The organism is uncultured Limimaricola sp., from assembly GCF_964022235.1.
Taxonomy (GTDB): Bacteria; Pseudomonadota; Alphaproteobacteria; order Rhodobacterales; family Rhodobacteraceae; genus Limimaricola.
This window is the reverse complement of the sequence record NZ_CAXHZL010000003.1, coordinates 371,693-388,919: the sequence shown is the minus strand read 5'-3', so window position 1 is coordinate 388,919 and position 17,227 is coordinate 371,693. Positions and strand designations below refer to the sequence as shown.

Below are 17,227 nucleotides of genomic sequence, written 5' to 3'. Positions count from 1 at the left end.
AACGTCGTGATCCTCACCCTACCATCGCGGCTCCGCCTCGCGCCCAAGCGTGCGCTCGCGGCGCTTGTGCTGCTCGCGGCCTGCGGCGCGGCCGAGCCGCCCGCCTCGACGACAATCGAGGCCCCGGTGTTCCGCACCTCAGCGGCGCCGATCGCGTCGAGCCTGCGCGGCAGCGCGTCGGATCTCAATGGCGACTGGCTCGTCGCATCGGCCTATCCCGGCGGCCCCGTGGCCCCCGGCGACCGGGTGACGCTCAAGCTCGACGCTTCGGGCGGCGGCGTGGCGCGGATCGCGGGCAAGGCCGAGGCGCGCCTTGTCGCGGTGACCTCCAAGGGGCGGGGCCGCTTCGAGGTCGGCGGCCAGCCGTGGTGGCTCCTTTGGACCGACGACGATTTCCGCACCGCGGTGATCGGCGCGCCGGATGGGGCTTATGGCTGGATCATGAACCGGCCCGGTCAGGCCGGGGCCGACCGCAACCGCGCCGCACGCGAGATGCTCGATTTCAACGGCTACGACACGGGCGCGCTTACCACCGCGCCAGGGGGCTAGGTCATGGCGGTCACGGGGGCGCGGACGGCGGCCATCATCGGCGGCGGGGTGATCGGCGGCGGTTGGGCCGCGCGGTTCGCGCTGATGGGGTGGAACGTGCGCATCCACGACACCGATCCGGATGCCGCGCGCAAGATCGGCGACATCCTCGAGCGGGCCCGCGCCGCGATGCCGGGCCTGTGGGACGTGGCCCTTCCCGACGAGGGCGCGGTGAGTTTTCACGATGATCTCGCCGAGACGGTGACAGGGGCGGAGTGGATCCAGGAGAGCGTGCCGGAGCGGCTCGATCTTAAGCACAAGGTCTATACCGAGATTCAGGCGGCCTGCACCGAAACCGCGATCATCGGCTCCTCGACCTCGGGCTTTCGCCCCTCGGAACTGTCCGAAGGAGCGGCCCGGCCCGGTCAGATCGTCGTGGCCCACCCGTTCAACCCAGTTTATCTGCTGCCGCTCGTCGAGATCGTGACCGGCCCCGGCACCGGCGATGCGCGGATCGAGCGGATTCGCACCACACTGCGCGACATCGGCAGCCATCCGCTTTTCCTGCGCCGCGAGATCGACGCGCATATCGCCGACCGGCTGCTCGAGGCGGTCTGGCGCGAGGCGCTGTGGCTCGTCTCCGACGGCATCGCCGACACCGCCGAGATAGATGACGCGATCCGCTATGGCTTTGGCCTGCGCTGGGCGCAGATGGGACTGTTCGAAACCTACCGCATCGCCGGTGGCGAGGCGGGCATGCGGCAGTTCCTGACGCAGTTCGGCCCGGCGTTGAAATGGCCGTGGAGCAAGCTCACGGATGTGCCCGATCTCACCGACGAGCTGGTCGAGACCATCGCCAGCCAGTCCGAGGCCCAGTCGGGCACGCATTCCATCGCCGAGCTCGAGCGCATTCGCGATGCCAACCTCGTGGCGATCCTGCGCGGGCTCAAGGCGCGCGACTGGGGTGCGGGGCGGCTGCTCAATGCCGCCGACCGCCGTGTGGGCGGCGCGCCTCAAGGTCTTGATGCGATGTCGCTCACGGGGCCTTTGCCCACGGGCGCACGCGCCGTGCCGCTCGACTGGAGCGATCACAACGGCCACATGACCGAGCACCGCTACCTGCAGGCCTTTGGCGATGCGACCGACCGGTTTCTGGAATTGATCGGTTGCGATGCCGACTACATCGCCTGCGGCCAGAGCTTCTTTACCGCCGAGACGCATATCCGGCATCTTTCGGAGGTGCACGCCGGGGCACGGATCACCCTCGACACGCAGCTCTTGCTGGCCGAGGGGCGCCGGGTGCGGATTTTCCATCGAATGTGGGAGAACTCGCGGCTGGTGGCGAGCGCCGAGCACATGCTGGTGCATGTCGATCTCGAGAGCCGTCGTGCCGCCGCGCCGCCCCCCGACCTGCAGGACCGGCTGGCCCGTGTCGCCAAGGCGCATTCGCACCTGCCGCTACCCGAAGGGGCGGGGGCGGCGGTTGGACGCCCGGTCGAGCGCAAGGGCGCCGACGAGGCGGAGTAGGGCCGACTGTCAGGGTCGGATGTCGGCCTCCATGGTGCCGTGAAAGAAGGGCATCGGACGAGTGGGATCGGGGTCGTTCAGACGCGCGCGGACCTCGTGCAGCGCCAACTGCGTGATCCGTGGCAGATCGAGCGCATCGGTCTGCGCCAGCGGCACCCAATGCAGATGCGCCAGCTCGTCCTCGGCCCGATCGAAATCATCGGGGTCGCTGGCGAGGTGTTCGGCGCGCGCGAGAAAGAACCGCGCGTCGAAGCGGCGCGATTGGCCCGGCGGGGTGATGGCGCGCAATACCGGCACGAGGGCCGCGGCATCAGGGCGGTGCCCGGTGCGGGCAAAACCGCGCCACCCTGTCGGCGCCTCAGGCCAGTCGGCGGGCCGCCCGAGGATCTGGCCGGTCTCTTCCCAAAGCTCGCGGATCGCGCAGGCGGCAAGCGGCGCCGCCATTTCTCCGAGCGTTTCGGCATGGGCCGCATCGAGCGGAGCCGCAAAATCCACGGTGGCATCCACCGGATCGAGCGCGCCGCCGGGGAACACGTATTTCGACGGCATGAAGGCCGCGCGCGCACCGCGCCTGCCCATCAGAACCGAGGGGCCGTCTTGCATCTCGCGCAGCAGCACCACCGTCGCCGCGTCACGGATTGGCACCGGGCTGGGCATCAATGCGCCTTGCCAAAGCCGTGCATGCGCCGCGCCCATTGGATGCCGACCACCACACCCTTGAGCCGCGGCAGCAGGTAGAGCGACAGCGCCACGGCGGCCACGGTCAGCACCGTCGCCATGACCAGCGGATCAGGGCGAAAACGGGTGAAGCCCACATGAATCACCGGGGCCAGCAGGTGCCCCACGATCAGGATGGTGAGATAGGCCGGGCCATCGTCGGCGCGGTGATGGCGCAGCTCCTCGCGGCAGACCGGGCAGCGGTCGACCACCTTGAGATAGCCCTGAAACAGCCCGCCCTCACCGCAGTTCGGGCACCGCCTGCGAAAGCCACGCAGTATCGCGGGCCGCGTCGGGCGGTCCTCGGTCTCGGCGTCAGGCTGGTGGGCAGGCTCGCTCATCCGGGTCTCCTCGGGAGGTGGCGTCTGCCTTCCACATGCGCGCTCCGGGACCAATTTGAAAGACCGGGCGGTCGGGTTGCGGCGCGATGCCGCGCGTTCGTGAACCGAGGCGGTACATGCAGAACGGCCCGCCGCGCAACGCGCGACGGGCCTGTGACCGGATCCTGAGTGGTGGTTCCGGCCGTCCCGGCAAGGGGTTACTCGACGGCGGGCAGCAGCACGGTGTCGATCACGTGGATCACGCCGTTCGACTGCTTCACATCGGCGATGGTGACCTTGGCGGTACGGTCCTGACCATCGGTGATCATGATGGTGCCGTCTTCGCCTTCGGAGACCATGAACTTGCAGCCGCCGACGGTCTGGACTTCATGCATGCCGCCATCGTCCTTGATCATGCCGGAGATCGCGTCCGACATCGCATCGGCTGCGACGACGTGGCAGGTCAGAACTTCGACCAGACGGTCCTTGTTCTCGGGCTTGAGCAGGTCGTCAACCGCACCCTCGGGCAGGGCAGCAAAAGCGTCGTTGGTCGGCGCGAAGACGGTGAAGGGGCCTTCGCCCGCCAGCGTCTCGACGAGGCCCGCAGCCTGCACGGCAGCGACGAGCGTGGTGTGGTCGGCCGAGTTCACGGCGTTCTCGACGATGTTCTTCTCGGGGAACATGGCGGCGCCACCGACCATCGGGTTGCCTGTTTCGGCGTGGGTGTCGGCCAGCGCCATGGTGGAGGTAAGGGCAATGGCGGTGCCGGCGAGGAGGGCTTTGAAGTTCATGGTGTCGTCTCCCTGACGTGATCGGGGGGCTCCATGCCCCTCGTGACGCCAGCAGACACGGCGGGACAAACACACCAGTTGCAGACTAGGGTATCACGCTTTCGTGATGGCGAGATCGTCCAGCCATTTGGGCAGCGCGCCGATATCTTCCAGCACCAGATCGGCATGCGGGGCCAGCGTTGCATATGGCGCAAGACCGGTCAGCACGGCGATCGCGGTCATCCCGGCGGCGCGGGCGGCATGGAGGTCGTGCAGGCTGTCGCCGATCATCGCGCAGGCCTCGGGGGCGAGGCCGAATGCCTTGGCACAGGCAATCAATTGGCCCGGCCCCGGCTTGGCGCCATGACCGCTGTCGGCTCCCGCGACGAAGCCGAAGGTCGAGGCGAGCCCCGAGACCTCCAGATGCACGCGCGCCGGACCTTCGGAATCGTTGGTCACGAGGCCGAGCGCCAGCCCGCGTGCCGCGAGATCCGCGAACAAGGGGCCCAAGGGCACGGCGGGCACCTGCGGCGCCTGGGCCGCGCGCTCGTTCATCCGCGCGATCAATGTTGCGCGGTCTGTGCCCGGCAGGAACGGCAGCATCCTGTCCGCGATGTCGCCCGCGGTCGCGGCTATGACGATGCTGTCGGGCGCAAACCGCCCGGCCTCCATGTCATAGCCCAACGCCACCGCGATCCTCCGGGCGAGCGCCGAATCGCCCCCGGCTTCGGCTTCGATCAACCCGCGCGACCAGCCGCCCCAAGTGGCGTGAAAGTCGAACAGCGTGCCATCCTTGTCGAAGATCAGCGCGGCCGGTGTCACGTCCAGTTCATCCGCGCCGGACCGGCAAGCACGAGCATGGCGGTGTGCGGCTCGTCATAGCCGTAGCCTGCGGTATCGCAAAAGGCGGTGACCCAAGCGTCGTCATTGGTGAGAAACTCAAGCACGGAGGCCTGAAATCCCGGCTCGGGCGCGCGGTCGCGCAGATCTTCGGCGGCGGCCCCGGTCGCCCCGAGGAACACCGGCCACAGCTCGTCATCCGCCGCCAGCCACCCCAGCGCCCCAAGCGCGATCACTTCGGCACGTTCTCGCTTCATCGTCTTCTCCCGAAAGGCCTACGAAAGCATTTGTTAACTATTCTTGACGACCCTGAGAACCGGGAGTGGGCGTAGCCCCGCAGATGGGGTGGCGGTCCGATAGGCGGATCGTCGGCCTGACCGGGCAACAAGCCCGAACAAGGACAGATGCATGTCGGGTCGTATCCTGATCGTCGATCGAATCGCAACGGAAAGGGTCCTGAAGGAGAGCGCGCTTGTTGCCGTGGGGTTCGACTGTCTGCACTGTCGCGGCTTCGAGGAGGTCTTGACGCGGCTTCCCGACCCCTCGGTCGACCTGCTCTTCGTTCCGACCGTGTCAAGCTGCCGAGAGGGTCTGGACGCGACGCTGGCCTTCTTGAAAAGACTGCGCGCCCGCCCCGATGGAAGGCACCTGCCGGTCGTGGTCGCAGGGCACTGGCACGAGGAGGGTGAGCGGCTCGCTCTTTTGCTCGGGGGGGCGGATGAGGTGGTGGTGGCCCCTGTCTCGACGACCCTGCTGCAGGCCCGGATGCGCAATCTCCTGCGGGCGCGCGACACCGAAGACGAGCTGGCACGCCGTGAGGCCACGCATCTCGCCCTCGGCTTTTCCGAAACGGCGGCAACCTTCGCGCCGCGTCAGCGCATCGCCGTGATCTCGCCGCAAGCGGAAGAGGGGGAGGCGGCGTATCGAGGCCTGCCGGGGCCGCTGCGCCGGGTGGCGCCACAAGCCAGTTTTGCAGAGACCGGGCTCGAGCAGGATCTCTTCGTGATCGACGGGGCCGCGTTGTGCGATGCGGGCCACCCCTCGCGCGAGCTGTACCGCATCGTGGCCGAGTTGCGCAGCCGATCGGCCACGCGGCGCGCCGCGCAGCTGGTGCTGCTTCCCGACGCGAGCCGCGAGGCGGCGATGCTGCTCGATCTGGGGGCCGACGACATCGTGCCCGCCTCGGTCCAGAGCGACGAGATCGCCTATCGCGCGCGTCGCCTGCTGCGTCGCAAATCTTTGGCCGACCGGCTGCGCGCGACCGAGCGGCACGGTCTCGAAGCGGCCTTGACCGATCCGCTGACGGGGCTGTGGAACCGCCGCTACGCGCGACCGCACCTGATCCGGCTGATCACCGAGGCGCGGTCGCGGTCGCGGCCCATCGCGGTGATGCTTCTCGACATCGACCTGTTCAAGGCGGTCAACGACCGCCATGGCCATGCCGCCGGTGACGAGGTTCTGGCACAGGTCGCACGGCGGTTGCGCGACGGGTTGCGCCCGGCCGATCTTCTGGCGCGGATCGGCGGAGAGGAGTTTCTCGTGGCGATGCCCGACACCAGCCTTGAGCAGGCGCGCGTGGCGGCGGATCGGTTGCGGCGCCGAATCCGCGATGCGCCATTCTCCGTGGCCCCGGAGGTGTCGTGCCGGATCACCGTGTCGGTGGGCGTGGCGCTGGGGCCGGGGCGGCCCGGCCCCGAAAAGGAGGCCGAGGCGCTGATGCGCCGGGCCGACGAGGCACTCTATGCGGCCAAGGAAACCGGCCGCAACCGCGTCACGATCAGCCTGAGCGCGGCCTAGCCAAGACAGTCCTGCAAGGCATCGGCCAGTCCTTCGATCAGTGCCGGGTAGAGATCGGGGCCAGGCGTCAGCAACAGCCCGTCGGGGTCGGTCGGCGCGGTCGCGGCGGATGTACCCTCGCGCAGCAGCGCCACCAGATCGGCGGGCGTTTCGGGGTCGCTGAGCACGCAGACGATGCCACCGGCCTCCACCGTGTCGCGCAAGCTGGAGATCCGGGCAGGTCCGGGGGCGGAAGCATCCGACAGCGCCAGCGCGCCCGCCGCAGGCAACGCAAAGCGGCGCTCGAAATACTGATAGGCGTCGTGTGGCACCAGATAGGGCCGCCCCGAGAGCGGCCCGAGCCGTTCGGCGATCCGGTCCGACAGTGCCGCATCGGCCTCGATCGCGGTCGAGGCATTGTCGCGGTAGAGATCCGCGTTCTCGGGGTCGGCCTCGGCCAGCGTCGCAGCGAGCCGCTCCATCCACACCGCCGCGACCTTCGGGTCGAGCCAGGCGTGGGGGTCGGTTCCGTCCTCGCCTCTCGTGTCGTCCTCATGCTCCTCATGCCCCTCGTGTTCGGTCTCGAACGCCGGATCATGGCGCAGTGGCAGCCGTTCCCAACCGCTCACCTCCAGCATCGCGAGCGTTTCGGCCTCTGGTGCCAGCGCCGCGAGGCTGTCGGAGAGCCAAGGCAGAAAAGCGGGCCCCGTCCAGATCACGAGATCCGCCTGCGACAACCGCCGTGCGTCCGACGGTCGCAACGCCGCGTCGTGCGGCGAGCCGCCCGGTGGCAACAGCAGATCGGGCGTGCCCGCACCCTCCATCACCCGCGCCACGAGGCTGTGCAGCGGCGCGGTGTCGACGACGACGCGGGGCGATTCCGCGAGGGCAGGTGTCGCGAGAAACGTAAGGTAGGCGGCGACGGGCAAGGCGGAGCGCATGGAGACCTCTTGAGCATCCTTGGATCAGAAGCTAGGGGCTATGTTATAACGTAACACGCGGTCAAGACCCGACCGCGCATCTCTGAGAGGCCGCCATGTCAGACCCCGGTTTTGCCTGCGGCGACCATGCCGCATGCATTCGTGGCGCGATCGATGCCGCCGAGGCACGCTGCGCCACGTCTGGCGCGCGGTTGACGCCGCTGCGTCGGCGCGTGCTCGAGATATTGCTCGAAGGTCACGCGGCGATGGGGGCCTATGACGTGCTGGCGCGGCTCGACGCCGAAGGTCTGGGCTCAAAGCCGCCCGTCGCCTACCGCGCTCTGGGTTTTCTCGTGGATCACGGGCTCGCGCACCGGATCGAACGGCTCTCGGCCTATGTCGCCTGCGCCCGACCGGGTGCCGCGCATGCGCCGGGATTTCTGATCTGTCGCGGCTGCGGTGCGGTGGCCGAAACCCAAGGCGCCGAAGGGCTGTCGCGCCCGGCGGCCGAGGCTGGATTCGTGATCGAACAGACGGTGATCGAGGCCGAGGGGCTGTGCCCCGCCTGTCAGAGGCGCGAGGCATGAGCGCAGGAATCGGGAGCGCATTGATCGAAGCGCGCGGGCTCGAGTTCGGCCCCAAGGGCGCGCCGGTGCTGCGCGACGTGTCGCTGCATGTGGACGCGGGCGAGATCGTCACCCTCGTGGGGCCGAACGGGTCGGGCAAAAGCACGCTCCTGCGTCTGATGATCGGCGCGCTGGCGCCCCGACGCGGCACGGTGCAACGCGCGCGCGGGCTGCGCATCGGCTACGTGCCCCAAAGCCTCGTGCTCGATGCCTCCCTGCCGATCACCGTACGCCGCTTTCTCGACCTGCCGCTGCGCGTCACGGATGCCGAGGCCGAGGCGGCGCTCGATCAATCGGGCGCTGGCGGTCTGGGGGGGCGGCAGATGGCCGCGCTTTCGGGCGGGCAGTTCCAGCGGGTGCTTCTGGCGCGGGCGGTGCTCAATCGGCCGCAGCTTCTCATCCTCGACGAGCCGACGCAGGGCCTCGACCAACCCGGTCAGGCCGCCTTCTACCGGCGGATCGAAGCGCTGAGACGCGACATCGGCTGCGGCGTGCTGATGGTCAGCCATGAGCTGCATGTGGTGATGTCGGCCTCGGACCGGGTGGTCTGCCTCAACGGTCACATCTGCTGCGAGGGCACGCCGGAGGTCGTCTCGGCCGCACCGGCCTACCGCGAGTTGTTCGGCACCGGCACAGGCGGGCAACTGGCGCTCTACCGCCACGAGCACGACCACGCCCACGAGGGCGGCGGGGCGGCGCATCATCACCATCAACATCACCACGCCGAGGGCTGACATGCTCGACGATTTCATGATCCGCGCGGCCCTCGCCGCGCTGGGCACGGCGTTGGCCGCCGGTCCGCTCGGCTGCTTCGTCGTCTGGCGTCGCATGGCCTATTTCGGGGATGCGACCAGCCACGCCGCGATCTTGGGCGTTGCGCTGGCGCTGGGGCAGGGGATGGCGGTGTTTCCGGGCGTTCTCGCTACGGCGCTGGCGATGGCGCTGGCAGTGCATGCGCTGTCGGGGCGCGGGCTCGCGCATGACACGGTGCTGGGCGTGATGTCGCACGGCGCGCTGGCGGCGGGGCTGGTGGCGGTGGCGCTCATGGGCGGGGCGCGGGTAAATCTCGAACTGTACCTGTTCGGCGATGTGCTGACCGTGACGCGCGGCGATCTTGCGTGGATCTGGGGTGGCGCGGCGCTAGTGGTGGGCGTGCTGTGCTGGCGCTGGCGCAGGTTGCTGACGGCGACGCTGTCGCCAGACCTTGCCCATGCCTCGGGCATCGCGCCACGCCGAGAGGCGCTGGTGCTGACGCTGCTGCTCGCCGCCGTGGTGGCCGTGGCGATCAAGGTGGTGGGGGCGTTGCTGATCACCGCGCTTCTCGTGATCCCAGCGGCGGCGGCCCGAGGTGCCGCGCGCACGCCGGAGGCCATGGCGGCGCTGTCCTTGGGCGCTGCAGCGATTTCGGTGCTGCTAGGGCTGCAGGCGGCGCTGTGGTTCGACACCCCCGTCGGTCCCTCCATCGTTTGCGTCGCGGCGGTGCTGTTCGCGGGCAGTTTGCCGCTCAGGCTCCTTGGCGCCGCGCGCGGATGATTGCCCAATCCGCTCGATAAAAAGCGCCTTGCCTTGCTCTTGCCTCATTCGATCTGCGATCTGGCGCAAACCGTTCGAGGGAAGCAGATGAAACGATACCTGATGGCCGTGGCGCTTGCCGCGCTGCCCATTGCTGGACTCACGCCCGCCTTCACCGCCACAACCGCCACCGCCGCCACGACCGGAGGGTGTGCTCTGCCGGAGGCGGCCAACGCCAAGGCCACCGAGATCGCGGCCGGCCTCAACGCCTTTCGCGCCTCGCAGGGGTTGGCCCGCGTGTCGCATGACCGCGAATTGTCGCAAGCGGCACAGGTGCAGGCCTGTGACCTCGCGCGAACCGGCCAGTTCGGACATCGCGGCAGTGACGGCTCGAATCATCGCGTGCGGCTGGAGCGCACCGGCTACTGCGCCGGTGTCAGCGCCGAGAACCTCGCATGGGGCTATCCGCAGACCAACCAGATCATCACCGGCTGGCAGGGCTCGCCCGGCCACCGCAAGGTGATGGAGTTGGACCGCGCGCGCGAGTTCGGCGTCGGTATCGCCCAAGGGGCCAAAGGCCCGGTCTGGGTGCTGGTGATGGCGCAGCCCTGCTGACGCCTCAGCCGGTGATCTCCAGCGGGATGGTCACCGGCCCATCATTGACAAGCGCCACCTTCATGTCGGCTCCGAAGCGCCCGGTCTCCACCGGCACGCCCAAGCCTGACAGCTCCGCCGCCAGCGCCTCGTAGAGCCGAGCGCCGATCTCAGGCGCGGCTGCGGCGGAAAAGCCGGGGCGGTTGCCGGTGCGCGTATCGGCAGCCAGCGTGAACTGGCTGATCACTAGCGCGGCCCCGCCCGTGTCGAGGAGCGAGCGGTTCATCCGCCCTTCCTCATCACGAAAGATCCGCAATTTGGCGATCTTGGCCGCCATCCGGGCGGGCAGGGCGTCGGTGTCGCCCTGCATCGCGCAGACCAGCACCAGAACGCCCGGCCCGGCGCGTCCGATGACTGCGCCGTCGACGCTGACGCTGGCCTCCGAAACGCGCTGGACCAGTGCCCTCAAAGCTCTTCGGCCCAAGGCGGGTTCGCGCCCGCGCGGCTGACGGTGATGGCGGCGGCCTTGGCACCCAGCGCCAGCGCGCCGCGGATCTGCTCTTCGCTCAGCGTGTCGATCGCCTCCTTGGTGAGCAGCCCCGCGCGATGCAGGCTCACCAGCACACCGGCGTTGAAGGTGTCGCCCGCGCCGACGGTGTCGGCGACCTCGACCTTGGTGGAGGCGACGCTGACGGTGTGATCGTCGGTGTAGCCGGTTGCCCCCTTGGAGCCTTCGGTGATGCAGACAAGGGCCGGGCCCTTGGCGAGCATCTGCCGCGCCAGATCGGCGGTCTCGCCTTCGCCTTCGAGCCAGCGCAGATCCTCGTCCGAGACCTTCACGATGTCGGCGCGCGCGATCATCCGGTCGAGCCGGGCGCGGTAGCTGGCCTCGTCGCGGATGAAGCTGGGGCGGATGTTGGGGTCGATCATGGTGACACGGGTCTCGCTCTCGCGCGCCTGCAGCGCCTCATAGGCGGCACCGCAGGGCTCGACCACGAGGGAGATGCCGCCAAAGAACAGTGCGTCGGCACCCGGCTCGGGCAGGTCGTCCTCCGATAGCATCCGCCCGGCGGTGTTCTCGTCGTAAAAGCTGTAGGTGGCATGGCCGTCGACAAGCTTCACAAAGGCCAGCGTCGTGGGCCGGTCGGAGATATGCGCCGGAAAGGTGTCGACCTTCGAAGCCTCCAATGTCTCGCGCAGGAGATCGCCGAACATATCGGACGAGATACCCGAGAAGAAACCGGCCGGGGCGCCGAGGCGGCCCATGGCGATGGCGGTGTTGAACACCGCGCCGCCCGCATAGGGCGCGAAGGCCATTTCGCCCGCTTCGGTGCGACGGGGCAGCATGTCGATCAGGGCTTCGCCGCAGGCGAGGATCATCGGATTTCCTTCCGGAGTAGAGGCTGTCGGATCGGCGCGGACAATGCCGCCTGACGCCGGGTCGTGCAAGCAAGCTTACTGGTTGAGATAGCCGAAATAGCCGATAATTGCAGCCACGATCAGGCCCGCGATCACCGCGAGGGTGATCTTCCACTTGGAATAGGGCCGCGCGCCCTGCACCTTGCCCGACCGTGCGTTGACCACGAAGGCGTAACTGTCGCCTCTGTAGCGGTAGGCGGCGGTCCAGACCGGCAGCAGCACGTGCTTGAAGGTCACGTTCGACACTCGGGTGTCCATCGCTTCGATCCGCTGCTGATCACCGCCGATATCGCGGCGCACATCGCCTTGGATCACCTGCTCCATCACCGCGCGCGCCTCGGTATAGGCGTCGTCGAGCTCGATCTGGTAGCCCTCGGCCATGAAGCCCGCGACGTATTCTGGCCGGTAGGGCAGCAGGGCCGGCAGCTCCCAAGGGCCAATCGCATCGGTATGCGCCTTGGGCAGCGATTTCGATCCCAGCACCAGCACGTCGTCAAAGAACCGCGCCACCCGGCCGCGCACGCGCCGCCAGCGGATGCGCGGCTCTTGCACCTGTACCTGTTTGCCATCGCGCATCACGGTGCGGGTGACGTAATAGGTATCGCCGCGCTGGCCGCGGTAGTCGGTCTCGGTCTGCGCGTCGAAGGTCCAGAACGGCACGTAGACGCCGTTCATCCGCCGTCCCTTGCGCGCGTATTCCTTGAGGCCGTTCGGCGCGAACCACAAACTGCCGAGCCATGCGCTCAGAGCCTCGTGCGCGCGGGTCTCGTCGATCTCGAAGGGCAGCAGCGCGCGTGGCTTGATGTGGCGGTGCGTGCCGGTGTCGGCAACGACGGCGGTGTCGCAATAGGGGCAACGGGTGGCATGGGTGCCGGGCGCGAACTCGACCTGCGCGCCGCAGTTGGGGCAGGACGCGGTGCGCGTTTCCTCGATCTGCGACACCGGCACATCACCGCGCCGCGCGCTCTCGAAGTCGATTTCGCGCGTGGCATCCGGATCGCGCAGCGGCTTGATCGCCTCGCTATGACCGCAGTGTGAGCAAGCCAGCGCGTCGGTGCCGGGCGCGAAATGCATGTCGCTGCCGCAGACCGGGCAGGGAAAGCGGTGCTCCTCGACCACGCCGCCGGAGGCGGTGCGGCCAACGCTGGGAATGCCAGTCATGCAGGTCTCTCGGATGGCGTCACGAAAAGCGTCACGGGGCGGGCGGCGCCGGGGGCGGCGGTGGCGGCATCACGGTGAAGAGCTGCGCCAGTTCGTCCACGTCCTCGGCCCGCTTCCAGCCATCCTGACCGGCGGTCCAGACGAGGGTGTCACGGCCAAAACCGCCTTCGGTCACCATTCGGCCCAGGCGCGCCTTGGAGAACGGCCCCGAGGTCTGGCCGTTCACCGCGAGATGCCAGACATGCTCGGCCGGCGGCGGCGGCGGCGGCGGTGGCGGCGGCGGGGCGGCCTGCGGTTGGTGCTGCTGCTGCGCCTGCTGGCCCGGCATCGGCCCCCACGGCCCCTGACCCGCGACCATACCCATGCCAAAGCCCATGCCCGCGCCCATGGTGCCCGACGGGTTAGCGGCGGCGGTGGTCATCGCCTCGGCGGCGGAATACTGGCCAAAGCGGTGCAGGTCGCCGACGATCCCCATCGAGGTGCGTTTGTCGAGCGCCCGCTCGACCGCCTCGGGGAGCGAGACGTTCTCGACGTAGAACTCCGGCAGCTCCAGCCCGTATTGGGCGATCACCGGCGCGATGGCCTCGCGTACGACCTTGCCCAGATCGCCGGTGTTGGCCGCCATGTCGAGCACCGGGATGCCCGAGCCCGCGAGCACGCGGCTTGCCTCCTGCACCACGATGTTGCGGATCTGGTAGGAGATCTCGGAGGTGGTGAACTCGCCATCCGTACCGACGATCTCGCGCAGGAACAGGGCCGGATCCTTGATGCGCATCGCGTAGGAGCCGAAAGCCCGCAGCCGCACCGGCCCGAACTCCGGATCGCGGCACATGACCGGGTTCTTGGTGCCCCATTTCTGGTTGGTGATGCGGGTGGTGTTGACGAAATAGACCTCGGACTTGAACGGCGACCGGAACCCGTGGTCCCAGTGCTGCAGCGAGGTCATGATCGGCATGTTGTTGGTCTCGAGCATGTAGAGACCGGGCTTGAACACATCCGCGAGCTGGCCTTCATGCACGAAGACCGCCGCCTGACCCTCGCGCACCGTCAGCTTGGCGCCGTACTTGATCTCGTGGCCCTCGCGCTCGAAGCGCCAGACCATGGTGTCGCGGGTGTCGTCGGTCCAGTGGATGACATCGATGAACTGGCCGGACAGAAAATCGAGAATGCCCATGTGTCGTCTCCCGTGTTGCGGTCAGGCGTTGCCGCCCAACAGTTCCGCCGCGATCTCGCGCGCGATCGGCGCAGCCTCGACGGCGCTCATGCCCGGGCGGAGCCGCCGGTCGTAGAGCATTTTCAAAAGCAGTTCGTCATGCCGCGTCAGCAGGCCGAATTCTTCGTCGTCGTTGAAGATCGAGGGCCGCGCCTGCGGGCTGTCGTTGGCAAGCCCCATGCCCTGCGCCAGCTCCTCGTGAATGCAGGCAAGGCGCAGCATGTCGGGATGCTCGCCCCGGATCAGCGCCACGGCGCGGGAGTAGGTGTTGCCGCCGTCGCCCGAAAAGGCGATGACGAGGCACAGCGTCGAGCGCGGCGGGTTCAAAAACGCCCGCACCGAGCTTTCGGCGATGCCCGGCACCATCTGCCGGAGCCGGTCCTCGTAGCCCGCGCGGTCGTCCTCGTTCAAAATCAGCACCGAGAAGTTGCCTTCCGCGGCGGTCTGGCTGATCGGCACGCCGGTCAGCCGCGACAGCCGCGCGCCGTAGGCGGCCACCGCGTTGCGGTCGCGCACACGCTGCTTCGCGGGCACGCTGTCGCCGAACTGCACATCCATGCGGATCGGGGTCTCCCAGCGGCGCAGTCGGCTCATCGTCGCCTCGGCGCGCAGGTTTTCGCCGTCGGCCACGTATTCGTCAAAAAGCGCGATGCGGATGAAGTTACGCGCCAGCATCGTGTCGGTGAAGGGCGTATCCGGCCCGCCGCCGTCGCCGCGCAACAGCCCTTGCGTCACCAGATCGGCCTGCAGCCGGGCGTAGTGCTGCGACAGCGCCTGGCTCGCGGCAGAGCGGGTTGGCTCGGGCGTCACGGCGGGGCGGACGGGAGGGGCCGGTGTGGCGGCGCGGGCGGCAGCCTCCGGCGCCTTGGCCACGGGCTGATCACGCGGCGGCGACACCGGCACGAGTTCGGCCTCCGAGGCGCAGCCCGCCGCGAGCATCAGGGACAAGGCCCCGCAGATCAGCCTGACAGACCGCACCCCCATGTCGTGTCTTACCCGCGCGCGGGCGTGCCGGTCGCGGCGCGGCCGCGCGCCGAACTCAGCGCCGATTTCAGCTCGCCCTCCATGCGGCGCAGCTCGGCTTCGGCTTCGGCACGACGGCGCTTGCCCTCGTCGGCGATGTCGAGGCTCTCGTCGATGGTGGCGATCAGCTCGGCATTCGCGGCCTTCACCGCCTCGATGTCGAACACGCCGCGTTCCATCTCGGTGCGGATCGCCTTGTTGGCGGTGCGCAGGTTTTCGGCGTTCGAGCGCAAGAGATCGTTGGTCAAATCGTTGGCCTCGCGCACGGCCCCCGCCGCCGCCGCCCCGCGCTGGATCGTCACCGCCTGCGCCAGCTGGGTCTCCCACAGGGGCACGGTGTTCACGAGGGTGGAGTTGATCTTGGTGACGAGAGACTTGTCGTTCTCCTGCACCAGCCGAATCGAGGGCAGCGACTGCATCGTCACCTGCCGGGTGAGCTTGAGGTCGTGCACCCGGCGCTCCAGATCGTCGCGCGCGGCACGCATGTCGCGCAGCTCCTGCGCGGCCATGACCTGCGCCTCCTCGGGGGCGGCCTCCATCTTGGCCTGCTGCGCCGGGATCTCGGTAGCGTCGATTTCCGCCAGCCGCGCCTCGCCGGCCGCGATATAGAGCGCCAGCTCGTCGTAGAAGGCGAGCGTCTTGTCATAGAGCACGTCGAGGCTCTCGATGTCCTTCATCAACGCGTGCTCATGGCGCAGAAGCTCGTCTGTGATGCGGTCGATCTGGCCCTGCACGTCTCGGAACCGCTCGGTGAACTTGGCCAGCGGTTTGGCGCGGCCGGTCAGCCTGTCCCACAGGCTGCGCTTGCGGTTGGGGTCGAGCTCGGCCACGTCAAAGCCGCGGATCGTCGCGACGATGTCGCGCAAGCTCTCGCCCGCCGGGCCCACGTCCTTGTTCTGCACGCCCTGCAGCATCGACTGGCTGATCTGCTGCAGCTCGGCCTGCGCACCCGAACCAAAGCGCACGATGGAATTGGTGTCGCCGAGGTCGATCTCGCCCATGCGACGGCGGATCTCGGCGGACTGTTCGGGTTTGGCAGCCTCAAGCGTCAGCTCCCCGACGGGATCGGGCAGGCGGATCTGGTTCAGGGTCTCGATTTCGGCCACGCGGGCGGCCGCGGCATCGCGGGTCTTGTCGGACATCACTCGTTCCCTCTTTCAGACTGGGCCACAACGCCTTCGCGCGCCAGACGGTCCCGCAACACGCGAATCTCGATGTCCATGTCGGTCCGATCCGAGAGCAGCATCGTCTCGGTGCGGGCCGCGAAGTTGCGGTCGAGATCCGTCAAAAGCGATTCATACTCTGCCCGCGCGGCGCTGTCGCGGCCCCGCGACCACAGATCCGCGAATTTCACCGAAGCGTCGCGCGCGCCCATCAGATACACACCCAGATAACGCCGTGCCTGCGTCAGGTCGCGCGGATCACGCTCTACGGTGCGGATCATCTCGCGCGCTCGGGCCTGAAACGCGGCGACACGCTCGTCGAGCGCGCGGTCGCGCAGGCCGGAGATCGCCGTGCGCATCTGCGCGAGATAGCTCTCGGCCTCGTCGACAACCTTGGCCACGCGGTCCTGCTGGTGATCGTCGACGCCGTCGAGTCGCTTGTCGGTCATCGGGTCGATCCCGAAGGCCGCGACATGCAAACCGGCAGCAGCGATGCCATAGAGCAGCGGGCCGATGAGACCGCCATCGCCTGACCATGCGGCCAGAGCCACGCCAATACCCGTCAGCCCCGAGCCCATCATCTTGCGCGGCCAAGCGGGACGGCGCGCCACGGGACGCGCGCGCCATTCGGCCTCGGCCCGCAAGCCATCGCGCAACAGGAAGGCAGCGGCGGTCAGAACGCCCGCGCCGACGAGCCCCGCGACGAGACCGGCAGGCCCCGCACCGAGCGAGAACAGCGCCAGAATGGCGGGGGGGACGAACAGCAGGTTCACCCGTGCGCCCGCCGGATCGACGCGAGGCGTGCCGCGCGGATCGGGGGCGGGGCTGCCGGACTGCGGATCGGGGCTGTAGCGCCCGCCGAAGCGCCGGGCCATCAGCCGGCCCCCAGAAGGCCGGTCGCGGTGCCGGCCATGAGGGCCAGCAGCACAAGATAGGCAATGGTGCGGAATGGCGCGGGCATGGCGTCCTCCTGAGTGGCCGGCAGCGCGTCGCGCCGCCGCGAACCCCCGCGGATCGCCGCGAGGAACTGCGCCCCGGCAAAGACCAGCGCGGAGGCGACAAGCAGCAGCAGAATCAATCGCGTCATGGCCGGGCGGTCCCTTGGCTAGGCCCTTCAG

General features: G+C 68.7%; 21 protein-coding genes. 7 read left to right on the top strand and 14 right to left on the bottom strand.

All coding sequences use genetic code 11. From position 1 onward, the window contains the following. Positions 1-6: 6 nt before the first annotated feature. A complete protein-coding gene (locus tag AADJ02_RS06540; protein ID WP_341212186.1) occupies positions 7-549 on the top strand; it encodes a lipocalin family protein in 543 nt (180 codons plus the stop codon). A gap of 3 nt (positions 550-552) precedes the next feature. After that, positions 553-2,055, top strand: a complete 1,503-nt coding sequence (locus AADJ02_RS06535; protein WP_341212185.1) for a carnitine 3-dehydrogenase — start codon at positions 553-555, stop codon at positions 2,053-2,055. A 9-nt stretch (positions 2,056-2,064) separates the two neighbouring features. On the opposite strand, the gene AADJ02_RS06530 is transcribed toward AADJ02_RS06535, so the two are convergent. The 5 genes from AADJ02_RS06530 to AADJ02_RS06510 form a co-directional block, all read right to left on the bottom strand. After that, positions 2,065-2,712: an NUDIX domain-containing protein gene (locus AADJ02_RS06530; RefSeq protein ID WP_341212184.1), complete on the bottom strand. Its 648-nt coding sequence runs from the start codon at positions 2,710-2,712 to the stop codon at positions 2,065-2,067. Next, complete coding sequence (locus AADJ02_RS06525) at positions 2,712-3,113, bottom strand: DUF983 domain-containing protein (RefSeq protein WP_341212183.1); 402 nt, start codon at positions 3,111-3,113, stop codon at positions 2,712-2,714. Before AADJ02_RS06525 ends, AADJ02_RS06530 begins: the two co-directional genes overlap by 1 nt. Positions 3,114-3,310: 197 nt before the next feature. Continuing rightward, the gene (locus AADJ02_RS06520) at positions 3,311-3,883 is read right to left on the bottom strand and encodes a fasciclin domain-containing protein (RefSeq protein WP_341212182.1); all 573 of its coding nucleotides are present in this window, start codon (positions 3,881-3,883) and stop codon (positions 3,311-3,313) included. Positions 3,884-3,976: 93 nt separating this feature from the next. Continuing rightward, positions 3,977-4,684: an HAD family hydrolase gene (locus AADJ02_RS06515; protein ID WP_341212181.1), complete on the bottom strand. Its 708-nt coding sequence runs from the start codon at positions 4,682-4,684 to the stop codon at positions 3,977-3,979. Next, positions 4,681-4,959, bottom strand: coding sequence for a DUF3572 domain-containing protein (locus tag AADJ02_RS06510; protein ID WP_341212180.1), 279 nt, complete (start codon positions 4,957-4,959; stop codon positions 4,681-4,683). The genes AADJ02_RS06515 and AADJ02_RS06510 overlap by 4 nt, the downstream gene beginning before the upstream one ends. A 151-nt stretch (positions 4,960-5,110) precedes the next feature. Between AADJ02_RS06510 and AADJ02_RS06505 the strand changes: the two genes are divergently transcribed. After that, a complete protein-coding gene (locus AADJ02_RS06505; protein WP_341212179.1) occupies positions 5,111-6,499 on the top strand; it encodes a diguanylate cyclase in 1,389 nt (462 codons plus the stop codon). On the opposite strand, the gene AADJ02_RS06500 is transcribed toward AADJ02_RS06505, so the two are convergent. After that, a complete protein-coding gene (locus AADJ02_RS06500) occupies positions 6,496-7,419 on the bottom strand; it encodes a zinc ABC transporter substrate-binding protein (protein ID WP_341212178.1) in 924 nt (307 codons plus the stop codon). The genes AADJ02_RS06505 and AADJ02_RS06500 overlap by 4 nt on opposite strands. Positions 7,420-7,514: 95 nt before the next feature. Between AADJ02_RS06500 and AADJ02_RS06495 the strand changes: the two genes are divergently transcribed. The 4 genes from AADJ02_RS06495 to AADJ02_RS06480 all read left to right on the top strand — a co-directional run bounded on the left by AADJ02_RS06495 (position 7,515) and on the right by AADJ02_RS06480 (position 10,151). Further along, the gene (locus tag AADJ02_RS06495) at positions 7,515-7,985 is read left to right on the top strand and encodes a Fur family transcriptional regulator (protein WP_341212177.1); all 471 of its coding nucleotides are present in this window, start codon (positions 7,515-7,517) and stop codon (positions 7,983-7,985) included. Continuing rightward, the gene (locus AADJ02_RS06490; protein ID WP_341212176.1) at positions 7,982-8,758 is read left to right on the top strand and encodes a metal ABC transporter ATP-binding protein; all 777 of its coding nucleotides are present in this window, start codon (positions 7,982-7,984) and stop codon (positions 8,756-8,758) included. The genes AADJ02_RS06495 and AADJ02_RS06490 overlap by 4 nt, the downstream gene beginning before the upstream one ends. 1 nt (position 8,759) lies before the next feature. Further along, positions 8,760-9,557 carry a metal ABC transporter permease gene (locus AADJ02_RS06485; protein ID WP_341212175.1) on the top strand — a complete coding sequence of 266 codons (798 nt, stop codon included), beginning with the start codon at positions 8,760-8,762 and terminating at the stop codon, positions 9,555-9,557. 87 nt (positions 9,558-9,644) lie between these two features. Beyond that, the gene (locus tag AADJ02_RS06480; RefSeq protein ID WP_341212174.1) at positions 9,645-10,151 is read left to right on the top strand and encodes a CAP domain-containing protein; all 507 of its coding nucleotides are present in this window, start codon (positions 9,645-9,647) and stop codon (positions 10,149-10,151) included. A 4-nt stretch (positions 10,152-10,155) separates the two neighbouring features. Here the strand turns inward: AADJ02_RS06480 and dtd are convergent, their stop codons facing one another. The 8 genes from dtd to AADJ02_RS06440 all read right to left on the bottom strand — a co-directional run bounded on the left by dtd (position 10,156) and on the right by AADJ02_RS06440 (position 17,196). Next, positions 10,156-10,599 carry a D-aminoacyl-tRNA deacylase gene (dtd, locus tag AADJ02_RS06475; RefSeq protein WP_341212173.1) on the bottom strand — a complete coding sequence of 148 codons (444 nt, stop codon included), beginning with the start codon at positions 10,597-10,599 and terminating at the stop codon, positions 10,156-10,158. Next, positions 10,596-11,510 (bottom strand): carbohydrate kinase, encoded by a 915-nt coding sequence (locus tag AADJ02_RS06470; protein WP_341212172.1) that lies wholly within the window; start codon positions 11,508-11,510, stop codon positions 10,596-10,598. The genes dtd and AADJ02_RS06470 overlap by 4 nt, the downstream gene beginning before the upstream one ends. Positions 11,511-11,585: 75 nt before the next feature. Then, complete coding sequence (locus tag AADJ02_RS06465; protein WP_341212171.1) at positions 11,586-12,710, bottom strand: primosomal protein N' (replication factor Y) - superfamily II helicase; 1,125 nt, start codon at positions 12,708-12,710, stop codon at positions 11,586-11,588. A 31-nt stretch (positions 12,711-12,741) separates the two neighbouring features. Then, positions 12,742-13,884, bottom strand: a complete 1,143-nt coding sequence (locus AADJ02_RS06460) for an SPFH domain-containing protein (protein WP_341212170.1) — start codon at positions 13,882-13,884, stop codon at positions 12,742-12,744. A gap of 21 nt (positions 13,885-13,905) precedes the next feature. Continuing rightward, positions 13,906-14,862 carry a DUF2927 domain-containing protein gene (locus AADJ02_RS06455; RefSeq protein ID WP_341212226.1) on the bottom strand — a complete coding sequence of 319 codons (957 nt, stop codon included), beginning with the start codon at positions 14,860-14,862 and terminating at the stop codon, positions 13,906-13,908. Positions 14,863-14,915: 53 nt separating this feature from the next. Then, entirely contained in the window at positions 14,916-16,088 is a 1,173-nt protein-coding gene (locus tag AADJ02_RS06450) for a toxic anion resistance protein (protein WP_341212169.1), read from the bottom strand. Next, positions 16,088-16,984, bottom strand: coding sequence for a 5-bromo-4-chloroindolyl phosphate hydrolysis family protein (locus AADJ02_RS06445; protein ID WP_341212168.1), 897 nt, complete (start codon positions 16,982-16,984; stop codon positions 16,088-16,090). The genes AADJ02_RS06450 and AADJ02_RS06445 overlap by 1 nt, the downstream gene beginning before the upstream one ends. Beyond that, entirely contained in the window at positions 16,984-17,196 is a 213-nt protein-coding gene (locus AADJ02_RS06440; protein ID WP_341212167.1) for a hypothetical protein, read from the bottom strand. The genes AADJ02_RS06445 and AADJ02_RS06440 overlap by 1 nt, the downstream gene beginning before the upstream one ends. Positions 17,197-17,227: the final 31 nt, after the last annotated feature.